Below are 17,603 nucleotides of genomic sequence, written 5' to 3' on the forward strand. Positions count from 1 at the left end.
CGTTTCGTGCGTGGGCGGGAGTCGCACCCGGAAGCATGGTCAGGCGGCGCCGAACCTGTCGACGACGACTTCGGCGATCCGCACGTCGACGCCGAGTGGCGCAGACACCAGGTCGGCTCCGGACTTCCGGACCAGCCCGGCGAAATACCCGGGAGCGAGCACGTGGCTCGCGGCGATCACTCGAGCGGCACCGTCGCGTCGAGCGGATGCCACCGCCGCCCCGATCCGGGGTTCGATGGCCGAGGCGTACCCGATGGTGATCGGGGCCGGGATGAGGCGGGCCAGGTGCTCGGCCGCCGCGGCGACATCGGCGACCGCGGCGGGATTGCTCGACCCCGCTGCGGCGAGTACGACATGGTCGCCCGGGAGCCAGGTGCCCGCGATCGCCGTGCGCAGTCGGGCTGCCAGAACCTCGGCGATCAGCGGATGCGTGCCGAGGGGCTCACCCTGCCGCACGTTCTCGTGCGGACGCACCGCATCTGCGATGTCGACGGCTGTGTGAAAGCCGACGGAGAGCAGCAGGGGCGCCACCACGACGTCGTCGAGGCGCCGCTCGCGCTCGATCACGTCGACCACCGTCGGCTCCTGCACGTCGACGAATGCCTGCACGACTCGTGTGCCCGGCATCCGCTGCCGCACGAGATCCACGAGGTCCTCGACGGTCCTCCGACCCTCCGGCGAGTCGGTGCCGTGGGAGCAGGCGATGAGCGTCGTCATTCCGGATCCTCCACCGTGAGTCGATAGCCGCGCTTCACGATCGTCTGGATCACGCTCGCGCCACCGAGCGCCTCGCGGAGTCGTGCGATCGCCATCTCGACGGCATGAGCGCTCTCGCCCCCACGCGGCAGCGCGAGTCCGAGCTGCTCCCTGGAGAGCACCCGCCCGGCGGCGTCGAAGAGTTCACTCAGGATGCTGGTGCCCGCGCGGGACAGCGGTACGAAGCGACCGTCGAGCAGCACACCGCCGCTGCGCACCTCCAGCACACCGGCCGTGGTACGCACCCGAGGCGCCGCGCCCGAGGCGAAGTGATCGACGACGCATCGGACCAGAGAGCCGAGACGTCCGCGAGCCGCGATCGTGGTGTGCAGGTCGGCGTCATGGAGCGGTGCCGCGGTGATCGGGCCCACGGCCGCGAGCAGGAGCCGCCCGCCGGCGGCGCGGCGGCGGATCGCGTCGAGGGTGTCCGCGCGAGCCGCGGCCCTGACCCATTCCGCGGCGCCGGGTGCGGAGGTGAAGAGCACCGCGTCCACCTCGCCCGCGCCCGCCTGCACGACGGAGCGGTGCACGATCGTCGGGTCGGGCGGCGGCCCCCACCGGTACACCGTGATGCTCACGACCTCGGCACCGAGGCCTCCGAGCAGCGCATCGAGGCCATCCGCCCCCGCACCGTGGTGCTGAATCGCGATGCGCCGACCGGCGACGCCTTCGGCCGTGAGGTACTCCCCCACCTCCGCGGAGGTCTCGGACTCGGCCACCCAGTCGGCGGTGAAACCGGCCTGCTGAATCGCGCCGTGCGCCTTGGGTCCGCGTGCGACGAACTGCGCTTCCGACAACGCGGCAGCGAGGTCCTCCGCCAGATCGTTCTCGTGCGCGGCGTCGATCCACCCTCGGAAGCCGACGCCCGTCGTCACGATCACGATGTCCGGCGGGTCGGCGATCAGGTCGCGGGTGCGCGTGAGGAGGTCCTCGTCGTCCTCGTTCGGGATGATGCTCAGCGCAGGTGCGCGGTAGACGTGCCCGCCTCGGCGCTCGAGCGCCGAGGCGAGGTCGCCCCCGCGCCTGTCCGCGGCGACGACGATGGTGCATCCGGCGAGAGCCGGCGGAAGGGGGGCATGGGTCGTCACGCCCGAGCAGCCCCGCTCGCGACAGGGGTCGGCAGCAGCAGGTGTTCGCTCGCGACTTCACCGATCACGATCACGGCGGGATTGCGGAGTCCGACCGCTCGCGCATCCCCGACCGCGCGCCCGAGGGTCGTGCGCGTCGTGCGCTGCTGCGGGGTGTGCCCGCTCTCGACGAACGCGACAGGACGGTCCTTCGGCACGCCGTGAGCGAGCGCGGAATCGACCAGTCGTCCGAGAGCGGCGACACCCATCAGCACGACCGTCGTCACCGTCGCATCAGCCATGGCTTCGAGGGTACCCGGCCCGAAGCCGCCCTGACCGTTCACGACATGGAAGGCGGCTGCCGTGCCCCGGTGCGTGACAGGGATGCCGGCCGACTGGGGAACGGCGATGGCGCTCGATATCCCCGGCGTCACATCCACCGGGACACCGGCGGCGAGACAGGCGAGCATCTCCTCGCCGCCGCGCCCGAAGACGAAAGGATCGCCGCCCTTCAGTCGGACGACCCGGTGCCCCGCCGCGGCGTGCTCGACGATGATTCGGTTGATCTCGTCCTGCGGGACGGGGTGACGACCGGGTCGCTTGCCCACGTCGATCACCATGACATCCGGGTCGAGCCCCTGCGTGATCTCGGCCGCGGGCCCGAGACGGTCGATGACGAGCACATCGGCCTCTGCGATCAGGCGTCGCGCGCGCACCGTCATGAGATCAGCCGGGCCAGGGCCTCCACCGACCAGGTCGACCCTGCCGCTGCGGGCCGTGCGGCGGCGCCTCAGCGGCAGTCGGCCGTCGGCGACCAGGTCGACGACGGCATCGCGCACCGCGACGGAACGGCGCGGGTCCGCGCCGACAGTGCTGGTGACGCCGACGGTGACGTCGCCGATCTCCGCCTGCGCCGTGAGCCTGGCCGAGCCGCGCTCGCCATCCGAGGCGTTGATGCAGAGCACGCGCTGCGATTCGCACTGCTCGGCGACCAGGCGGTCGACGTGCGGATCCCCGGTCGCCGTGTGCACGAGCCAGGCCCCGTCGAGATCCGTCGGACAGAACTCCCGCGGCTCCCAGGCGACACCGTGATGCTCCACGAGCCGCGCGCTCTCGGCATGCAGCACCGGCGCGACGATGCGCGGTCTCGCCCCCTCCGCGAGGAACCGTCGGAGCCGCTTCGCAGCCACAGGGCCTCCGCCGACCAGCAGCACGTCGCGTCCCGCCAGGGTGACGCCCAGCATCAGTGTCATCGGATCTCCTCGATGTCGAACTCCACGTGACCGTCGACCACGCTCACCTGCCAGACGCGCAGCGACGCCGGCTCCCTGCCCTGGGTCTCGATGCAGGCCCCGGTGCGCAGGTCGAAGATCTGCTTGTGCATCGGCGAGGCGAGGGTCGGCGTCTCGCCCCTGCTGCCGACGATGCCGCGGGACATCACGTTCGCGCCGCTGTACGGGTCGAGATTCGACACGGCGTGCACGGATCCGTCGGCGAGGAGGAACAGTGCGATCTGGACCGTTCCGAACAGTGCCGCCCGTCCACGCTCCACCTCGAGATCCTGCACGGCGCAGACCCGCACGCGGCTGCCGGCGGAGGGACCGGTGAGCGTCATCGTCGCACCTCCAGCGTCGTGCCGGCGATGAGCACCGCAGCGTCGCTGCGCTCCTGCGCGGTGGCGGGACGCGCCTGACCCCGCTCCGGCACGTAGGCGAGCGAGGGATCGGGGGTGTCGGTCGCGTTCACGAACGACTCGAACCGCCGCAGCTTCACCGGGTCGCGCAGGGTGGCCGCCCACTCGTCCTCGTAGCGATCCACGTGCACGGCCATGGCCACGTCGAGGTCGTCGCATATGCCGAGACTGTCGTCGAAGATCACGGCACGGAGGCCTTCGAGACCGCCGTCGAGCTCGGTGCACCATCCGGCGGTCCGCTGCAGTCGGTCCGCGGTGCGGATGTAGTACATGAAGAAGCGGTCGATCGCGCGGATGAGGCCCTCATCGTCGAGATCGGATGCCAGCAGCTCGGCGTGCCGCGGGGAGAATCCGCCGTTCCCGCCGACGTACATGTTCCAGCCGCTCTCGGTCGCGATCACGCCGACGTCCTTCGACCGGGCCTCGGCGCACTCACGCGCGCACCCGGAGACCCCGACCTTGAGCTTGTGCGGGGCGCGCAGCCCCCGGTACCGGAGCTCCAGACGCACCGCCATGCCGACCGCGTCGAGCACGCCGTAGCGGCACCAGGTCGACCCCACGCACGACTTCACGGTGCGGAGGGCCTTGCCGTAGGCCTGGCCGGATTCGAAGCCGGCGTCGACCAGCCGCTGCCAGATCTGCGGCAGCTGCTCGAGTCGCGCACCGAACATGTCGATCCGCTGGCCGCCCGTGATCTTGGTGTACAGGCCGTACGACTCCGCGATGCTGCCGATCGCGATGAGTCCTGCCGGCGTGACCTCGCCACCGGGCATCCGCGGCACCACCGAGTAGGTGCCGTCCTTCTGCATGTTGGCCATCACATGGTCGTTGGTGTCCTGCAGCGAGGCGTTCTCGCCGTCGAGCACGTGCGAGCCGACCAGCACCGCGAGGATGCTGGCGAGGGCCGGCTTGCAGATGTCGCAGCCGCGGCCGGTGCCGAAACGCCCGATGATGGCGCTGAACGTCGACATCTCCGATACTCGCACCGCGTCGAAGAGCTGTCTGCGCGACATCGCGAAGTGCTCGCAGAGGGCGTCGGAGGTCGCCTGTCCGAGCTTCGTCAACTCCTGTCCGACGATCTTCTTCACGGCGAAGAGGCACGATCCGCAGGTGGCTCCGGCCTTCGTGCACGCTTTGACCGCTGCCACGTCAGCGCAGCCGTCGGAGTGGACGGCCTCGCGGATGCGGCCGGCCGTCACATTCGAGCACGAGCAGATGACGGCGGATTCCGGCAGCTCGTCGTCGGGGATTCCTGTGCCGCCCTCGGGCAGCAGGTACGCGGCCGGATCCGCACCGAGCGGCGCGCCCACCAGCGGACGCAGCGAGCTGTACGCCGAGGCGTCGCCGACGAGGATGCCGCCGAGCAGCGTCTTCGCGTCGTCGGAGAGCACGAGCTTCTTGTACACGCCGCGCACGGGGTCTGTGTAGACCACGTCGAGGGCGTTCGGCGTGTCGGCCATCGCGTCGCCGAAGCTCGCGACGTCGACGCCGGAGAGCTTGAGCTTCGCCGAGTCGTCGTAGCCGGGGAAGGTCGCGTCTGCGCCCAACAGGCGCGTCGCCGCGACCTCCGCCATCGCGTAGCCGGGGGCGACGAGTCCGACCGACCGGCCGTCGTAGTTCGCGACCTCGCCGATCGCGAGGATGTGCTCATCGGCGGTCCGGCAGCGCGAGTCGATCAGCACGCCCCCGGCCGGATGCACGTCGAGCTGCGCCAGCCGCGCGAGCGAATCCTGCGGGCGCACGCCGACGGTGAAGATCACGATGTCCGCCTCGTGCATGCTGCCGTCCTGGAACTGCAGTGCGGCGACCGCACCCGATGCATCGGGGTCGAGGCGCGTGGTCCGCGTGCCGGTCCGCACCTCGATGCCCTTCGCCTCGATCAGGCGGCGAAGGATCGTCCCGCCCGCCAGGTCGAGCTGGGCCGACATGAGTCGATCGGATGACTGCACCACCGTGCATCCGACCTGCAGCCCCTGCAGCGCACCGGCCGCTTCCAGCCCGAGCAGGCCGCCGCCGATCACCGTGCCGCGCAGCTGACGTCCGAGCTGCGCCTGCCGGTGCTCGACGAACCGGCTGATCGCCTCGACATCATCGAGCGTCCGATACACGAAGCAGCCGGGGAGCTCGGCGCCGTCGATTGCGGGCCGCAGCGCGTACGAGCCCGTCGCCAGGACGAGCGTGCCGTAGGAGTGCCGTGCCCCTGACCGTGTGCGCACGCGGCGCGCGACCCGATCGATCCCCGTGACCCGATCATCGCCGATGAATCGGATGCGCGGATCTGCGAGGATCCCGGTGTGCAGCTCCAGGTCCTCGGCCCGCGCGCCCGAGAAATACGAGGTGAGGCCCACCCGGTCGTAGGGCGTGCGGGCTTCCTCTCCGACGATCGTCACGGTGAGCGCGTCGTCCTCCGAGCGGAGCAGACTCTCGACGAATCGGTGCGCCACCATCCCCGCGCCGACCACCACGACATCCGCCGCTGTGCTGTCTCGAACGATCACGAGCCCTCCTCTGTCCGTGGAGCCGACGTTAGGCATCCGGTGTTTCGGGCAGCGTCCGGGCGCTGTTACGCCGAGCGAAAGTTCTGCTCACATCTGGATAACGCCGATGTGAGCCGACCGGTGCATCCCGGCAGGGCATCCGTGCGCGTACTAGGCTGAACCCCGTCCCTTCCCCCCTCCCGCGGGATGACCGCGCAAGGAGAGCACTCTTGTCTGCCACCGAACCAACGAAGCCGACTCCACCCGTACCGGGTCCGCCCGTACCCGGTCCGCCGCGTCTTCCGGCACCGCCGCGCGTTCCCACGCCGGCTGCCGCTCCCGCAGCCCCCGCCGCTGCTCCCTCGAGCGACGGCACCGAATGGGGCCGCGTCAGTGAAGACGGCACCGTCGAGGTGCGCGAGGGCGACGCCTGGCGCGTGGTCGGTCAGTACCCCGACGGAACCCCCGAAGAGGCGCTCGCCTACTTCGTGCGCAAGTATGACGACATCGCCTTCAAGGTGCGCGCGCTCGAACAGCGCCATCAGGCCGGCGGAGCTGCAGCGAGCGACCTGGTCAAGCAGGCCGGTCACGTGCTCGCCGAGGCGACCGATGCCGCAGCCGTCGGCGACCTCGCCGGCCTTCGCGAGCGCCTGAACGCGCTCACCGCATCGCTGTCCGAGGCCACCGCTCAGGAGGCGGCTCAGGCGAAGGTCCTCGTCGACCAGGCGATCGCCGAGCGCACCGCTCTGGTCGAGCGGGCAGAGGAGATCGCGTCCCGCGATCTCTCGAAGGTGCAGTGGAAGCAGGTCACCGCCGAGCTCGGCGAGCTCTTCGACGCCTGGCAGGCGCAGCAGCAGAACGGCCCTCGTCTGTCGAAGGGCGTCTCGCAGCAGCTCTGGAAGCGGTTCCGCGACGCTCGCGGCACCGTCGACAAGGCGCGGCGCGCGTTCTACTCCGAGCTCGATGACACGCACAAGACCGCTCGCGATGCCAAGACACGTCTGGTGGAGCGCGCCGAGGCGCTGGCTCCGCGCGGCGTCGACGGCATCGCGTCGTACCGCAACCTCCTCGATGAGTGGAAGGCCGCCGGTCGCGCCGGTCGCAAGGCCGACGATGCGCTCTGGGCCCGGTTCAAGGCCGCCGGCGACGCGCTGTATTCGGCCCGCGCCGAGCAGAGCGCTGCCGAGGAGGCCGCGTCGGGTCCGAAGATCGAGGCGCGTCAGGCTCTCCTCGAAGAGGCCAAGGCCGTCGCCGATGAGTCCAACATCAAGAGCGCCCGTGCGATGCTCACTCGCATCCAGCGCCAGTGGGACGAGATCGGACGCATCTTCCCCCGTGAGAAGGAGCGTGCGCTCGACGACCGCCTTCGCGTCATCGAGCAGGCGCTCAAGGCTCGCGAAGAGGTCGACTGGAAGAAGAACAACCCCGAGACCAAGGCGCGAGCGAACGACATGAGCTCGCAGCTGCTCGAGGCGATCGAGAAGCTCGAGGCAGAGCTCGCGGCCGCCGAGAAGTCCGGAGACAAGAAGGCGGCCAAGGCCGCGGCGGATGCCCTCGAGGCTCGTCGCACCTGGCTCAACGCCCTCGGGGGCTGACCTCTCCACAGATCGTCCGCGCGAGCGGATACGCGGGATGCACCGCGCCAGACTGGCGTGATGCATCCCGCGTTCCTGTATCTGCCCGGCGACCGTCTCACGATCCCCGAGCTCAGCGCGGCGCGGCTCGACGGTCACGTGGTCGAGCTCGGCGAAGGCTACATTCCGGCAGACCTGGTCGAGGACTCCAGCACGAGGGCCGCATCGATCGCGGATCTCGTGCCGGCCGACACCGCGGCGTCAGGTCCGACGGCCGCGTGGATCCACGGTGCGGGCGATACGCCGCCCGCACGCCACCACGTGCGGCGGGCGGTGCAGCGCCGGATCCGGGCGATGTCGACCGCCCGGATCGCCCTGCACGACACCTCTCTGCAGCCGACGGATGTGCTCGTGATCGGCGGCGTGACGGTGATGACGCCCGTGCGCACGATGGTCGACCTCGCGTTGAGCGTGCACCGCGACGAATCCCTGCGCCGGTGGGTGCTGCTGCTCGCTCAGACGGATCCGCGCCTCGTGCCGGAGGCGATCTCCGCCCTCGAGACGATGGGACGCGTACCCGGCAAGAGAGCCGGTAGGGGCACGCTCGACCGGCTCCCGCTCACGACGAGGTGACGCGATAGACGTCGTACACGGCATCGATGCGGCGCACGGCGTTCAGGATCCGGTCCAGGTGCACGGCGTCGCCCATCTCGAACACGAAGCGGCTGATCGCAAGGCGTTCGTCCGTGGTGCTGACGGTCGCCGAGAGGATGTTGACGTGATGCTCGCTGAGGACGCGCGTCACATCCGACAGCAGCCCGGAGCGGTCGAGTGCCTCGACCTGGATCTGCACGCGGAAGACGCTCTTCGTCGTGGGCGCCCACGACACCTCGACGAAGCGGTCCTCCTCGCCCGAGAGCGCTTTGACGTTGGGGCAGTCGGTGCGGTGGACCGACACTCCGCTGCCTCGCGTGACGAAGCCGACGATCTCATCGCCCGGCACCGGGGTGCAGCACTTCGCGACTTTCACGAGGATGTCGGATGCTCCGCGCACGAGCACACCCGAGTCGCCGGAGCGCGGCTCCCGCGACGGCATGCTGCCAGGCAGGTCGATGGGCCCGGTGACCGGATCGGTCGCGGCGACGAGCGCGGTGACCTTCTCGAGCACGGACTGCGTCGAGACGTGACCCTCGCCGACGGCCGCGTACAGCGCGGAGACGTCTTCGTACCGCAGCTGATGGGCGACCTCGGCGAAGGAGTCCTGGCTCATCAGACGCTGCAGAGGCATGTTCTGGCGGCGCATCGCCCGCGCGATCGCCTCTTTGCCCTGCTCGATCGCCTCTTCGCGACGCTCCTTCGTGAACCACCCGCGGATCTTGTTGCGAGCCCGGGTGCTCTTGACGAAGCCGAGCCAGTCCTGACTCGGACCGGCGTCGGGGTTCTTCGAGGTGAAGACCTCGACCACATCGCCGCTCTTGAGCTCGGACTCCAACGGCACCAGACGCCCGTTGACCTTCGAGCCCATCGTGCGGTGACCGATCTCGGTGTGCACGGCGTAGGCGAAGTCCACCGGTGTCGCGCCGGCCGGGAGCCCGATCACCCGCCCCTTGGGCGTGAAGACGTAGACCTCCTTCGCGCCGATCTCGAACCGCAGGGAATCGAGGAACTCGCCGGGGTCGGCGGTCTCGGCCTGCCAGTCCGAGATGTGCGCGAGCCAGGCCATGTCGTTGTCGGCGGCCCTGACCTCGGTCTTGCCGCCGTTCATCCGCTCCTTGTACATCCAGTGCGCGGCGACACCGTACTCCGCCTGCTGATGCATCTCGTGCGTGCGGATCTGGATCTCGACGGTGCGCCCCGACGGGCCGATCACGGTCGTGTGCAGCGACTGGTACAGGTTGAACTTCGGCGTCGCGATGTAGTCCTTGAACCGGCCGGGCAGTGGGGTCCATCGGGCGTGGATGGCGCCGAGCACGGCGTAGCAGTCCCGCACCGATGCCACCAGCACGCGGATGCCGATGAGGTCGTAGATGTCGTCGAACTCACGCCCGCGCACCACCATCTTCTGGTACACGGAGTACAGCTGCTTCGGGCGGCCCACGACCTTGCCGCGGATGCGCAGATCGCGCAGGTCCACGTCGATCTCCTCGACCACCTGGGCGAGGTACTTCTCGCGCTGCGGGGTGCGCTGCGCGATCAGGTTGTGGATCTCGTTGTAGATCTTCGGATGCAGGACGGCGAACGAGAGGTCCTCGAGCTCGGACTTGATCGCCTGGATGCCGAGCCTGTTGGCGAGGGGCGCGTAGATCTCGAGCGTCTCCTTGGCCTTCTTCGCCGCCTTCTCGGGCGGGACGAAACCCCAGGTGCGGGCATTGTGCAGGCGGTCCGCGAGCTTGATGAGCAGCACCCTGATGTCCTTCGACATCGCCACGATCATCTTGCGGACGGTCTCGGCCTGCGCGCTCTCGCCGTACTTGACCTTGTCGAGCTTGGTGACGCCGTCGACGAGCATGGCGACCTCGTCACCGAACTCGGCGGTGAGGTCGGTGAGGGCGTAGCCCGTGTCCTCCACCGTGTCGTGCAGCAGTGCGGCTGCGATCGCCCGCGGCCCGAGGCCCATCTCGGCGAGGATCTGCGCGACGGCGAGCGGATGCGTGATGTACGGCTCGCCGCTCTGACGCTGCTGCCCGGTGTGCTTCTCCTTGGCGACGGCGTACGCACGCTCGATGACGGCCAGATCGCCCTTGGGGTGGTTCGCCCGGACGGTGCGTGTCAGGTTGTCGAGGTCGTTGACCCGTGGGGCGCGCGAGAAGATGCGGGGAACCAGTCGTCTCAGGCTCGATCCCTGCGACGACGTCTGCGGTTCCGCCATCCGCTCACCTCCGAATCACAACAGCTTACGCGTGCCCTGCGGGGTGCGGCCCCGCCGGGCGGGAACGGTCAGACCTCGACAGCGGCCTTCTCGCGGGATTCACGGACCCGGGAGTCGCGCGCCGTGATCTGCGGCTCGTTCTCGCGGAACAGCGAGTACAGCGGAGCCGCGACGAACAGCGTCGAGTATGTCGCCACCAGGATGCCGACGAAGATCGACAGCGAGATGTCGGTGAGCGACTCGGCTCCGAGCCAGAAGGCTCCGATGAAGAGCACCGCTCCGACGGGCAGCGCCGCGACGACCGAGGTGTTGATGGAGCGGACGAGCGTCTGGTTGACGGCCAGGTTGACGGATTCGCCGAAGAGGCGGGAGGAGTTCTCGCCGTCCTCCGTGGTGTTCTCTCGGATCTTGTCGAACACGACCGTCGTGTCGTAGAGCGAGTACGCGAGGATCGTGAGGAATCCGATCACCGCGGCCGGAGAGATCTCGAAACCCGCGAGGGCGTAGACGCCCACCGTGATGACGAGCACATCGAGCAGGCCGAGGATCGCCGCGGCCGACATCTTCCAGGTGCGGAAGTAGATCGCGAGGATCAGGAAGGTCAGGGCGAGGAAGATCGCGAGCCCCCACAGGGACTGCTTGGTGACGTTCTCACCCCAGGCCGGACCGATGAACGACGACGTGACCTCTGCCGGGTCGACCTTGTACGCCTCGGCGAGGGCGTTCGCGACCTGCTGGGTCTCAGCGGAGCTCATCTGGTCGGTCTGCACGCGGACGTCGGTGCTGCTGACGATGGCGACCTTCGCAGCGGCGCCGGGGACGACCGAGCGGACAGCCTCCGCCGCGGTGTCCTGGTCGGTGCTGTCCGGAGCCTGCACCGTGAACTGCGAGCCGCCGGTGAACTCGATCGAGAACTGGATCGGGCGGATCAGCGGCACGAGCGCCGAGCCGACCACGAGGGCGATCGCGATGATGAACCACAGGCGCCGCTTCCCGACGAACGGGAACGAGGTCTTCCCGCTGTACAGGTTGTTGCCGAACTCGTTCATGGAAGCCATCACGCGTCCCCCTCACTTCCACTGTTCGTGGGTCTGTCGCCGGCGAGGGCCTGAGCGCGCTTGCGCTCGGCGATCGTCTGCCGACGCTCGGCCTCGCCCCTGGCCCGGGAGTTCTTGGCGGCACGGCCCGCAGATGTGTCGACCGAGCGGAACTGCGCGCGTCCGCGGTACACGGCGCCCAGTGCCTCCGGATCGAGTCCGGACAGCTTGTGCCCGCCGCCGAAGAACCGGGTACGAGCGAGCAGCTGCATCACCGGGTGCGTGAAGATCACGAAGATCAGGACGTCGATGACGGTCGTGAGCCCCAGCGTGAACGCGAAGCCCTTCACCGTGGAATCGGCGAGGATGTACAGCACCACGGCAGCGAGGACGTTGATCGACTTGGAGATGTAGATGGTGCGCTTGGCACGTCCCCAGCCGTCCTCCACCGCCGACGTGATCGACTTGCCGTCGCGGAGCTCGTCTCGGATGCGCTCGAAGTAGACGATGAACGAGTCGGCGGTGAATCCGATCGACACGATCAGACCCGCGACGCCGGCCAGCGAGAGCCGGAAGCCGAGGCGCCACGCCAGGATGCTGATCACGATGTAGGTCAGCACCGCCATCACCGCGATGGAGGCGATGATCACGGAACCGAGGGCGCGATAGACGATGAGCGAGTAGATCGCCACGAGGGCGAGTCCGATCAGACCCGCGATGAGGCCGACCTGCAGCTGCTGCGTGCCCAGTGTCGCGGACACCGTGTCGTCGCTCTGCACGGCGAAGCTCAACGGCAGCGCACCGAACTTGAGCTGATCGGCGAGCGTCGTGGCCGTCTCCTGCGTGAAGCTTCCCGAGATGCTCGGGCGGCCGTCGAGGATCTGGCCGTTCATCGTCGGGGCCGAGATGACCGATCCGTCGAGGACGAAGGCGAACCGGTCACGCGGCGTCAGCCCGTCGATGCGGTTCTGGTTCAGACGGGTGCTGACCTTTCCGAACGCGTCGGCTCCGTCGGCGTTCATCGTCAGCTGCACGGTCCAGGCCCCGGACTGCGGGTCGCGGCCGGCGACCGCGTTGTCGATCGCGGTGCCGGTGAGCTCTGTCGGGCCGAGGATGTACTTTTCGGTGCCGGTGGGGTCGCACGCGATGAGCGGCTGATCCTGCGGGCCCTTCGAGGCGTCGTTCCCCGGAGCGGTGCAGTCGTAGGCCAGGAACTCCGCCTGGAGCTTCGGCGTGATCCACGACACGTCGCTGCCGTCGGTGGGCTCCGCTGTGGGCGTGGCCGCGAGGTTGGGGTCCGGCGAGGGATACGGAGTCTCCGTGCCGTCCTCCCCCACGAACGAGGTGGCGGCGGCGCCCGTGTACAGCACTGCGCGGAACTCGAGCTGCGCGCTCGACTGGATCCGGTCGCGCGTCTGCTGGTCGGCGACACCGGGGATCTGCACCACGATGTTGCGGCCGCCCTCGGTCGTGATGTCCGCTTCCGCGACTCCCGACGCGTCGACGCGCTGGCGGATGATCGCCGCGGCCTGGTCGAGCTGCTCGCTCGACGGTGCGGCGCCGTCTTCGGTCTCGGCGCTCAGGACGATCTGCGTGCCGCCCTGCAGGTCGAGGGCGAGCTCAGGAGCCCAGGAACTCGCCGGATCGCCGTTGGCGTCCTTCATGACGTAGACGCCCAGCGCGTTGATGCCGAACAGGACGCCCGTCACCAGGAGCAGGCCCAGAAGGACCCGCCAGGCGTGACGGACCGGGGAAGAAGTGGCCACGTGTGATCAGCTTTCTTGGATGCCGGTCGAGGATGCCGGGCTGTCGATGTGGTGCGGCGGAACGGAGATTACTTGTCGTCGGCGTCGCGCTCGAGGCGACGACGGGTCTCCTCGGGGGTCTCGACCGCGGCTGCGCCGTCGACGGCAGGTGCGTCGAGGACCACGGCGGGAGCGTCCATGTCATCGACGACCACGACGTCGTCCTTCGGCTCGACGATGCGCAGGATCGCCTGGCTGTGCACCTCGATGACGGTGCCCGGGGCGATCTCGACGAGAGCAGGCGAGTCGAGGTCCTCGTGGTCGTAGGCGACGATCGTGCCGTAGATACCGCCCTGGAGGAGCACCTTGACGCCGGGAACGGTCTTCGTCGCCTTCTCCTCCTGCTCCGCCTTCATCTGCTTCTGGCGCTTGCGGCCGTTGACGAACATGAACACGACGAGGACGGCGAGAAGGCCGAACAGCAGGATTTCCATAGGCATGGCGGGGGTGGGCCTTTCTCAGGTGCGCGCACCAGAGAGCGGGCGCGCAGATTATCGGGGAAGTCTCCAGCGATTATAGGTCATCCAGGCGAAGCGCCCCGTCCGGATGCGCCACGCCGAGATGCGCGTACGCCTCCGCCATGGCCACACGACCCCGCGGCGTGCGGCCGAGGAACCCGATGCGCACCAGGTACGGCTCGACGACGCTCTCGACCGTCTCGGCCTCCTCTCCCACCGCCACGGCGAGGGTGCTGAGTCCGACCGGGCCGCCGCGGAAGCGTCGCACGAGGGCCTCGAGAACCGCCCTGTCGAGCCTGTCGAGCCCGATCGGGTCGACGTCGTAGAGCTCGAGCGCTGCGCGGACGCCCTCGAGTGTCGCCGCCCCACCGCCGTGCACGAGCGCATAGTCGCGCACGCGCCGCAGCAGGCGGTTGGCGATGCGGGGTGTGCCGCGCGAGCGTCGCGCGATCTCCGAGAGCGAATCGTTCGGGAGATCGACGCCGAGCATCAGAGCGGACCGGCCGATGACCCGCTCGAGCTCCGGCTCGTCGTAGAACTCGAGGTGGCCGGTGAAACCGAAGCGATCGCGCAGCGGATTGGGCAGCAGCCCCGAACGGGTGGTCGCCCCGACGAGGGTGAAGGGCGCGAGGTCCAGCGGTATGCTCGTCGCTCCTGCACCCTTGCCCACCATGATGTCGATGCGGAAGTCCTCCATCGCGAGGTACAGCATCTCCTCGGCGGAGCGCGCCATGCGATGGATCTCATCGATGAAGAGCACCTCCCCGGGCACCAGACTCGACAGGAGTGCGGCCAGGTCGCCGGCGTGCTGGATGGCGGGCCCGCTGGAGAGCCGCAGCGGGCGCTCGCTCTCGTGCGCGACGATCATCGCGAGCGTCGTCTTGCCGAGCCCGGGCGGCCCCGCCAGGAGGATGTGGTCGGGCGGCCGATTCTGGATGCGTGCGGCGTCGAGCAGCAGCTGCAGCTGACCGCGTACCTTCTGCTGGCCGACGAACTCACCGAGACTGGTGGGGCGCAGCGCGCCCTCGATCGCGAGCTCGGTGTCGTCCGAGGGCTCTGAGGCGTCGCGGGCGTCAGACACGGGCCGGTCCCAGCAGCGCGAGCGTGCGCCGCAGCAGCGGCGCCACGGAGTCGCGTTCCGCGTCGGTCGCCTCGGCCGCGGTCTGCGCCGCCGCCTCGGCGGCGACCTTCTCCGACCACCCGAGTCCGACCAGCGCCGCGGCGACCTGGTCGACGACGTCGACGGGCGCGTTCGTGATCTTCGTCGACGCGGCGCTCACCGGGTGCACCTTGCCGGCGAGCTGCAGCACGATGAGCTTGGCGGTCTTGGGGCCGATCCCCGAGACGCGCCGGAAGGGCGCGTCATCCTCCCCCGTGACCGCATCGGCGATCTGGTCGACGGTGAGGTGCGAGAGCACGCCGAGTGCCGACTTCGGCCCCACACCGGTCACGCTGATCAGCAGACCGAAGATCTCGAGCTCGCTGCGATCGGCGAATCCGTAGAGGGAGAGCGCATCCTCACGGACGATCAGGCTGGTGTGCAGCAGCAGCCTCTCCCCCACCGTGGCGGTGTGCGCGACGTCCGCGGGCACCGCGACGGAGAAGCCCACGCCACCGACATCGATGATGACCTGATCGGCGGTCGAATGGAGGACGGCGCCGTGCAGCGAGGAGATCATCGCTCCAGCCTACGCACCGGGTCGTAGATATGTTCGAGCGACACGCTCCGCGTCCGCCCATGCCCGCTGGGCCGGTGTGAGCGCCCCCTGGCCCGGAGCTCCTGCGGCGCCGCGGCGCCAGGCGTGGCAGAGGGCGATGGCCAGGGCGTCTGCGGCATCGGCCGGCTGCGGTGGAGCGTCGAGGCGGAGGATCCGGGCGATCATCGCCTGCACCTGCCGCTTGTCGGCGGCGCCGTACCCGGTGACGGCGGCCTTGACCTCGCTCGGCGTGTGGGTCGCCGCAGGCAGGCCGGCCTCTGCCGCGAGCAGCAGTGCGACACCGCTGGCCTGCGCGGTGCCCATCACGGTGTGGGTGTTCTGCTGTGCGAACACCCGCTCGACGGCGACGGCATCCGGGCTGTGCGCGGCGATCACCTCACGGATGCCCGCTGCCACGAGCGCGAGACGCTCACCGATCGGCAGATCGGGATCCGAGCGGATCACCCCGACATGCACCAGAGTGCCGCGTCTCGCGCGATCGACATCGACGACGCCGACGCCGCACCGGGTCAGACCGGGGTCGATGCCGAGCACTCGAAGCGAGGAGGAGGTCACTCCCCCAGGCTATTCGTCGCTCCGCGCACCAACGCCCCGGCGCGCCTAGGCGTCGTCGTTCTCGAGCTCGGACTGCACCTCGGCGGTGAGGTCGAAGTTGGTGAAGACGTTCTGCACGTCCTCGCTGTCTTCCAGGGCATCGATCAGACGGAAGATCTTGCGCGCGGTGTCGGCATCGATCTCGACCTTGAGGTTCGGCACGAACTCGATGTCGGCCGATTCGTAGTCGATGCCTGCGTCCTGCAGAGCGCTGCGGACCGCGACGAGGTCGGTCGCCTCGGTGACGATCTCGAAGCCCTCGGCGTGCGGCTCGATCTCCTCGGCGCCGGCCTCGAGAGCCGCCATCATCACGTCATCCTCGGTGGTTCCCTCCGAGCCGACCACGATGACGCCCTTGCGGCTGAAGTTGTAGGCGACGCTGCCGGGGTCGGCGAGCGTGCCGCCATTGCGGCTGAGTGCGGTGCGCACCTCGGCCGCCGCCCGGTTCTTGTTGTCGGTCAGACACTCGATCATCAGCGCGACGCCATTGGGTCCGTAGCCCTCGTACATGATCGAGGTGTACTCGACGGCCTCGCCGCCGATGCCCGCTCCACGCTTCACCGCGCGGTCGATGTTGTCCTTGGGGACAGACGTCTTCTTCGCCTTCTGCACGGCGTCGAACAGCGTCGGGTTGCCCTGCAGGTCGGCCCCGCCGAGCTTGGCGGCGACCTCGATGTTCTTGATGAGCTTGGCCCAGGACTTGGCGCGCCTGGAGTCGATGATGGCCTTCTTGTGCTTCGTGGTGGCCCACTTGGAATGCCCGGACATATGTCTCCGCTCGTCGTATCCGCCCAGAAGCTCGCACCCAGGGCATCGTCTATTCTAACGAACTGCGCGAGTGGCGCAGGATGGAGATATGCGCAGATCCCGACACATCACCCCCGCCGTCCGCTCATCCGACGTGCGTGACGGCGAGCCGACACCGGCCGACACGCTGCGGTACCTGATCCACCTGCCGGAGGGCTACGACGCCGACCCGGCAGACGCTGGCCGCTCGTGCTGTTCCTGCACGGCGCCGGAGAACGCGGCTCCGAACTCGATCTCGCCGCGACGCACGGCCCGCCGAAGCTCGCGGATGCCGGTCACGAATTCCCCTTCGTGCTCGTGACGCCGCAGTGCTCCGCGTCGAGCCAGTGGGTCGCGGAGCTCTCCACGCTGTCGGGACTGATCGACGAGGTCGTGGCGACGCATCGGATCGATCCGACGCGTGTATCGGTGACCGGACTCAGCATGGGCGGGTATGGGACCTGGAGCCTGGCGGTGCGCTACCCCGACAGGTTCGCCGCGATCGCACCGATCTGCGGGGGGATGTGGCTGCAGAGCGCTGCGCCTCTCCGACGCGTGCCCGTCTGGACGTTCCACGGAGACGCCGACGATGTCGTACCGATCTCCGCCACGGAGCAGATCGTGAGCGAACTGCGGTCGGTCGGCGCCGACGTGCGGTTCACGCGATACGCGGGCGTCGGCCACGATTCCTGGACCGAGACGTACGAGAACCCCGAGGTCTACGACTGGCTGCTCTCCCCCCGGCACGGCCGCTGACGCCCCGTCTGAC

The 17,603-nt window shown here is 69.2% G+C and carries 16 protein-coding genes; 3 read left to right on the forward strand and 13 right to left on the reverse strand.

Translation table 11 applies throughout. The annotated features are described in order from the left end of the window. Nucleotides 1–39: 39 nt before the first annotated feature. The 5 genes from DXT68_RS08545 to nirB are packed head-to-tail and all read right to left on the reverse strand — an operon-like array spanning nt 40 to nt 6,014. Complete coding sequence (locus DXT68_RS08545) at nt 40–717, reverse strand: sirohydrochlorin chelatase (protein ID WP_045255077.1); 678 nt, start codon at nt 715–717, stop codon at nt 40–42. Next, on the reverse strand, nt 714–1,844 hold the full coding sequence (locus tag DXT68_RS08550; RefSeq protein WP_045255076.1) for a uroporphyrinogen-III synthase: 1,131 nt from the start codon (nt 1,842–1,844) through the stop codon (nt 714–716). The genes DXT68_RS08545 and DXT68_RS08550 overlap by 4 nt, the downstream gene beginning before the upstream one ends. Then, nucleotides 1,841–3,076, reverse strand: a complete 1,236-nt coding sequence (cobA, locus tag DXT68_RS08555) for a uroporphyrinogen-III C-methyltransferase (RefSeq protein WP_045255075.1) — start codon at nt 3,074–3,076, stop codon at nt 1,841–1,843. The genes DXT68_RS08550 and cobA overlap by 4 nt, the downstream gene beginning before the upstream one ends. Continuing rightward, nucleotides 3,073–3,438, reverse strand: a complete 366-nt coding sequence (nirD, locus tag DXT68_RS08560) for a nitrite reductase small subunit NirD (protein ID WP_045255074.1) — start codon at nt 3,436–3,438, stop codon at nt 3,073–3,075. The genes cobA and nirD overlap by 4 nt, the downstream gene beginning before the upstream one ends. Next, nucleotides 3,435–6,014 (reverse strand): nitrite reductase large subunit NirB, encoded by a 2,580-nt coding sequence (nirB, locus tag DXT68_RS08565; RefSeq protein WP_279625483.1) that lies wholly within the window; start codon nt 6,012–6,014, stop codon nt 3,435–3,437. Before nirB ends, nirD begins: the two co-directional genes overlap by 4 nt. A 209-nt stretch (nt 6,015–6,223) precedes the next feature. Between nirB and DXT68_RS08570 the strand changes: the two genes are divergently transcribed. Then, nucleotides 6,224–7,588: a DUF349 domain-containing protein gene (locus DXT68_RS08570; protein WP_082069014.1), complete on the forward strand. Its 1,365-nt coding sequence runs from the start codon at nt 6,224–6,226 to the stop codon at nt 7,586–7,588. A 60-nt stretch (nt 7,589–7,648) separates the two neighbouring features. After that, on the forward strand, nt 7,649–8,200 hold the full coding sequence (locus tag DXT68_RS08575; protein ID WP_045255072.1) for a type IV toxin-antitoxin system AbiEi family antitoxin: 552 nt from the start codon (nt 7,649–7,651) through the stop codon (nt 8,198–8,200). Here the strand turns inward: DXT68_RS08575 and DXT68_RS08580 are convergent. The 8 genes from DXT68_RS08580 to DXT68_RS08615 all read right to left on the reverse strand — a co-directional run bounded on the left by DXT68_RS08580 (nt 8,187) and on the right by DXT68_RS08615 (nt 16,816). Beyond that, entirely contained in the window at nt 8,187–10,436 is a 2,250-nt protein-coding gene (locus DXT68_RS08580) for a RelA/SpoT family protein (RefSeq protein ID WP_045255071.1), read from the reverse strand. The genes DXT68_RS08575 and DXT68_RS08580 overlap by 14 nt on opposite strands. Before the next feature lie 68 nt (nt 10,437–10,504). Continuing rightward, nucleotides 10,505–11,494, reverse strand: coding sequence for a protein translocase subunit SecF (secF, locus tag DXT68_RS08585; RefSeq protein WP_045255070.1), 990 nt, complete (start codon nt 11,492–11,494; stop codon nt 10,505–10,507). Beyond that, nucleotides 11,494–13,239, reverse strand: coding sequence for a protein translocase subunit SecD (gene secD / locus DXT68_RS08590; RefSeq protein ID WP_045255069.1), 1,746 nt, complete (start codon nt 13,237–13,239; stop codon nt 11,494–11,496). The genes secF and secD overlap by 1 nt, the downstream gene beginning before the upstream one ends. Nucleotides 13,240–13,307: 68 nt before the next feature. After that, nucleotides 13,308–13,718 (reverse strand): preprotein translocase subunit YajC, encoded by a 411-nt coding sequence (locus tag DXT68_RS08595; RefSeq protein ID WP_341853372.1) that lies wholly within the window; start codon nt 13,716–13,718, stop codon nt 13,308–13,310. A 73-nt stretch (nt 13,719–13,791) separates the two neighbouring features. After that, nucleotides 13,792–14,817 carry a Holliday junction branch migration DNA helicase RuvB gene (ruvB, locus tag DXT68_RS08600; protein WP_045255067.1) on the reverse strand — a complete coding sequence of 342 codons (1,026 nt, stop codon included), beginning with the start codon at nt 14,815–14,817 and terminating at the stop codon, nt 13,792–13,794. Next, nucleotides 14,810–15,415 carry a Holliday junction branch migration protein RuvA gene (gene ruvA, locus DXT68_RS08605; RefSeq protein WP_045255066.1) on the reverse strand — a complete coding sequence of 202 codons (606 nt, stop codon included), beginning with the start codon at nt 15,413–15,415 and terminating at the stop codon, nt 14,810–14,812. Before ruvA ends, ruvB begins: the two co-directional genes overlap by 8 nt. 9 nt (nt 15,416–15,424) lie before the next feature. Then, nucleotides 15,425–16,009, reverse strand: a complete 585-nt coding sequence (gene ruvC, locus DXT68_RS08610; RefSeq protein ID WP_045255065.1) for a crossover junction endodeoxyribonuclease RuvC — start codon at nt 16,007–16,009, stop codon at nt 15,425–15,427. A gap of 45 nt (nt 16,010–16,054) precedes the next feature. After that, on the reverse strand, nt 16,055–16,816 hold the full coding sequence (locus DXT68_RS08615) for a YebC/PmpR family DNA-binding transcriptional regulator (protein WP_045255064.1): 762 nt from the start codon (nt 16,814–16,816) through the stop codon (nt 16,055–16,057). A 228-nt stretch (nt 16,817–17,044) separates the two neighbouring features. On the opposite strand from DXT68_RS08615, the gene DXT68_RS08620 reads away from it, so the two are divergent. Further along, a complete protein-coding gene (locus DXT68_RS08620; protein ID WP_208856527.1) occupies nt 17,045–17,590 on the forward strand; it encodes a carboxylesterase family protein in 546 nt (181 codons plus the stop codon). The last annotated feature ends 13 nt before the right edge of the window (nt 17,591–17,603 follow it).

The sequence above is a fragment of the Microbacterium foliorum genome (genome assembly GCF_003367705.1).
GTDB lineage: Bacteria > Actinomycetota > Actinomycetes > Actinomycetales > Microbacteriaceae > Microbacterium > Microbacterium foliorum.

What these genes read in the sequence shown, in the direction of transcription:
- DXT68_RS08545 (WP_045255077.1), bottom strand. Translation starts at nt 717, where the DNA reads ATGACGACGCTCATCGCCTGCTCCCACGGCACCGACTCGCCGGAGGGT.
- cobA (WP_045255075.1), bottom strand. Translation starts at nt 3,076, where the DNA reads ATGACACTGATGCTGGGCGTCACCCTGGCGGGACGCGACGTGCTGCTG.
- nirD (WP_045255074.1), bottom strand. Translation starts at nt 3,438, where the DNA reads ATGACGCTCACCGGTCCCTCCGCCGGCAGCCGCGTGCGGGTCTGCGCC.
- DXT68_RS08575 (WP_045255072.1), top strand. Translation starts at nt 7,649, where the DNA reads ATGCATCCCGCGTTCCTGTATCTGCCCGGCGACCGTCTCACGATCCCC.
- DXT68_RS08580 (WP_045255071.1), bottom strand. Translation starts at nt 10,436, where the DNA reads ATGGCGGAACCGCAGACGTCGTCGCAGGGATCGAGCCTGAGACGACTG.
- secF (WP_045255070.1), bottom strand. Translation starts at nt 11,494, where the DNA reads ATGGCTTCCATGAACGAGTTCGGCAACAACCTGTACAGCGGGAAGACC.
- DXT68_RS08595 (WP_341853372.1), bottom strand. Translation starts at nt 13,718, where the DNA reads ATGCCTATGGAAATCCTGCTGTTCGGCCTTCTCGCCGTCCTCGTCGTG.
- ruvA (WP_045255066.1), bottom strand. Translation starts at nt 15,415, where the DNA reads ATGATCTCCTCGCTGCACGGCGCCGTCCTCCATTCGACCGCCGATCAG.
- DXT68_RS08615 (WP_045255064.1), bottom strand. Translation starts at nt 16,816, where the DNA reads ATGTCCGGGCATTCCAAGTGGGCCACCACGAAGCACAAGAAGGCCATC.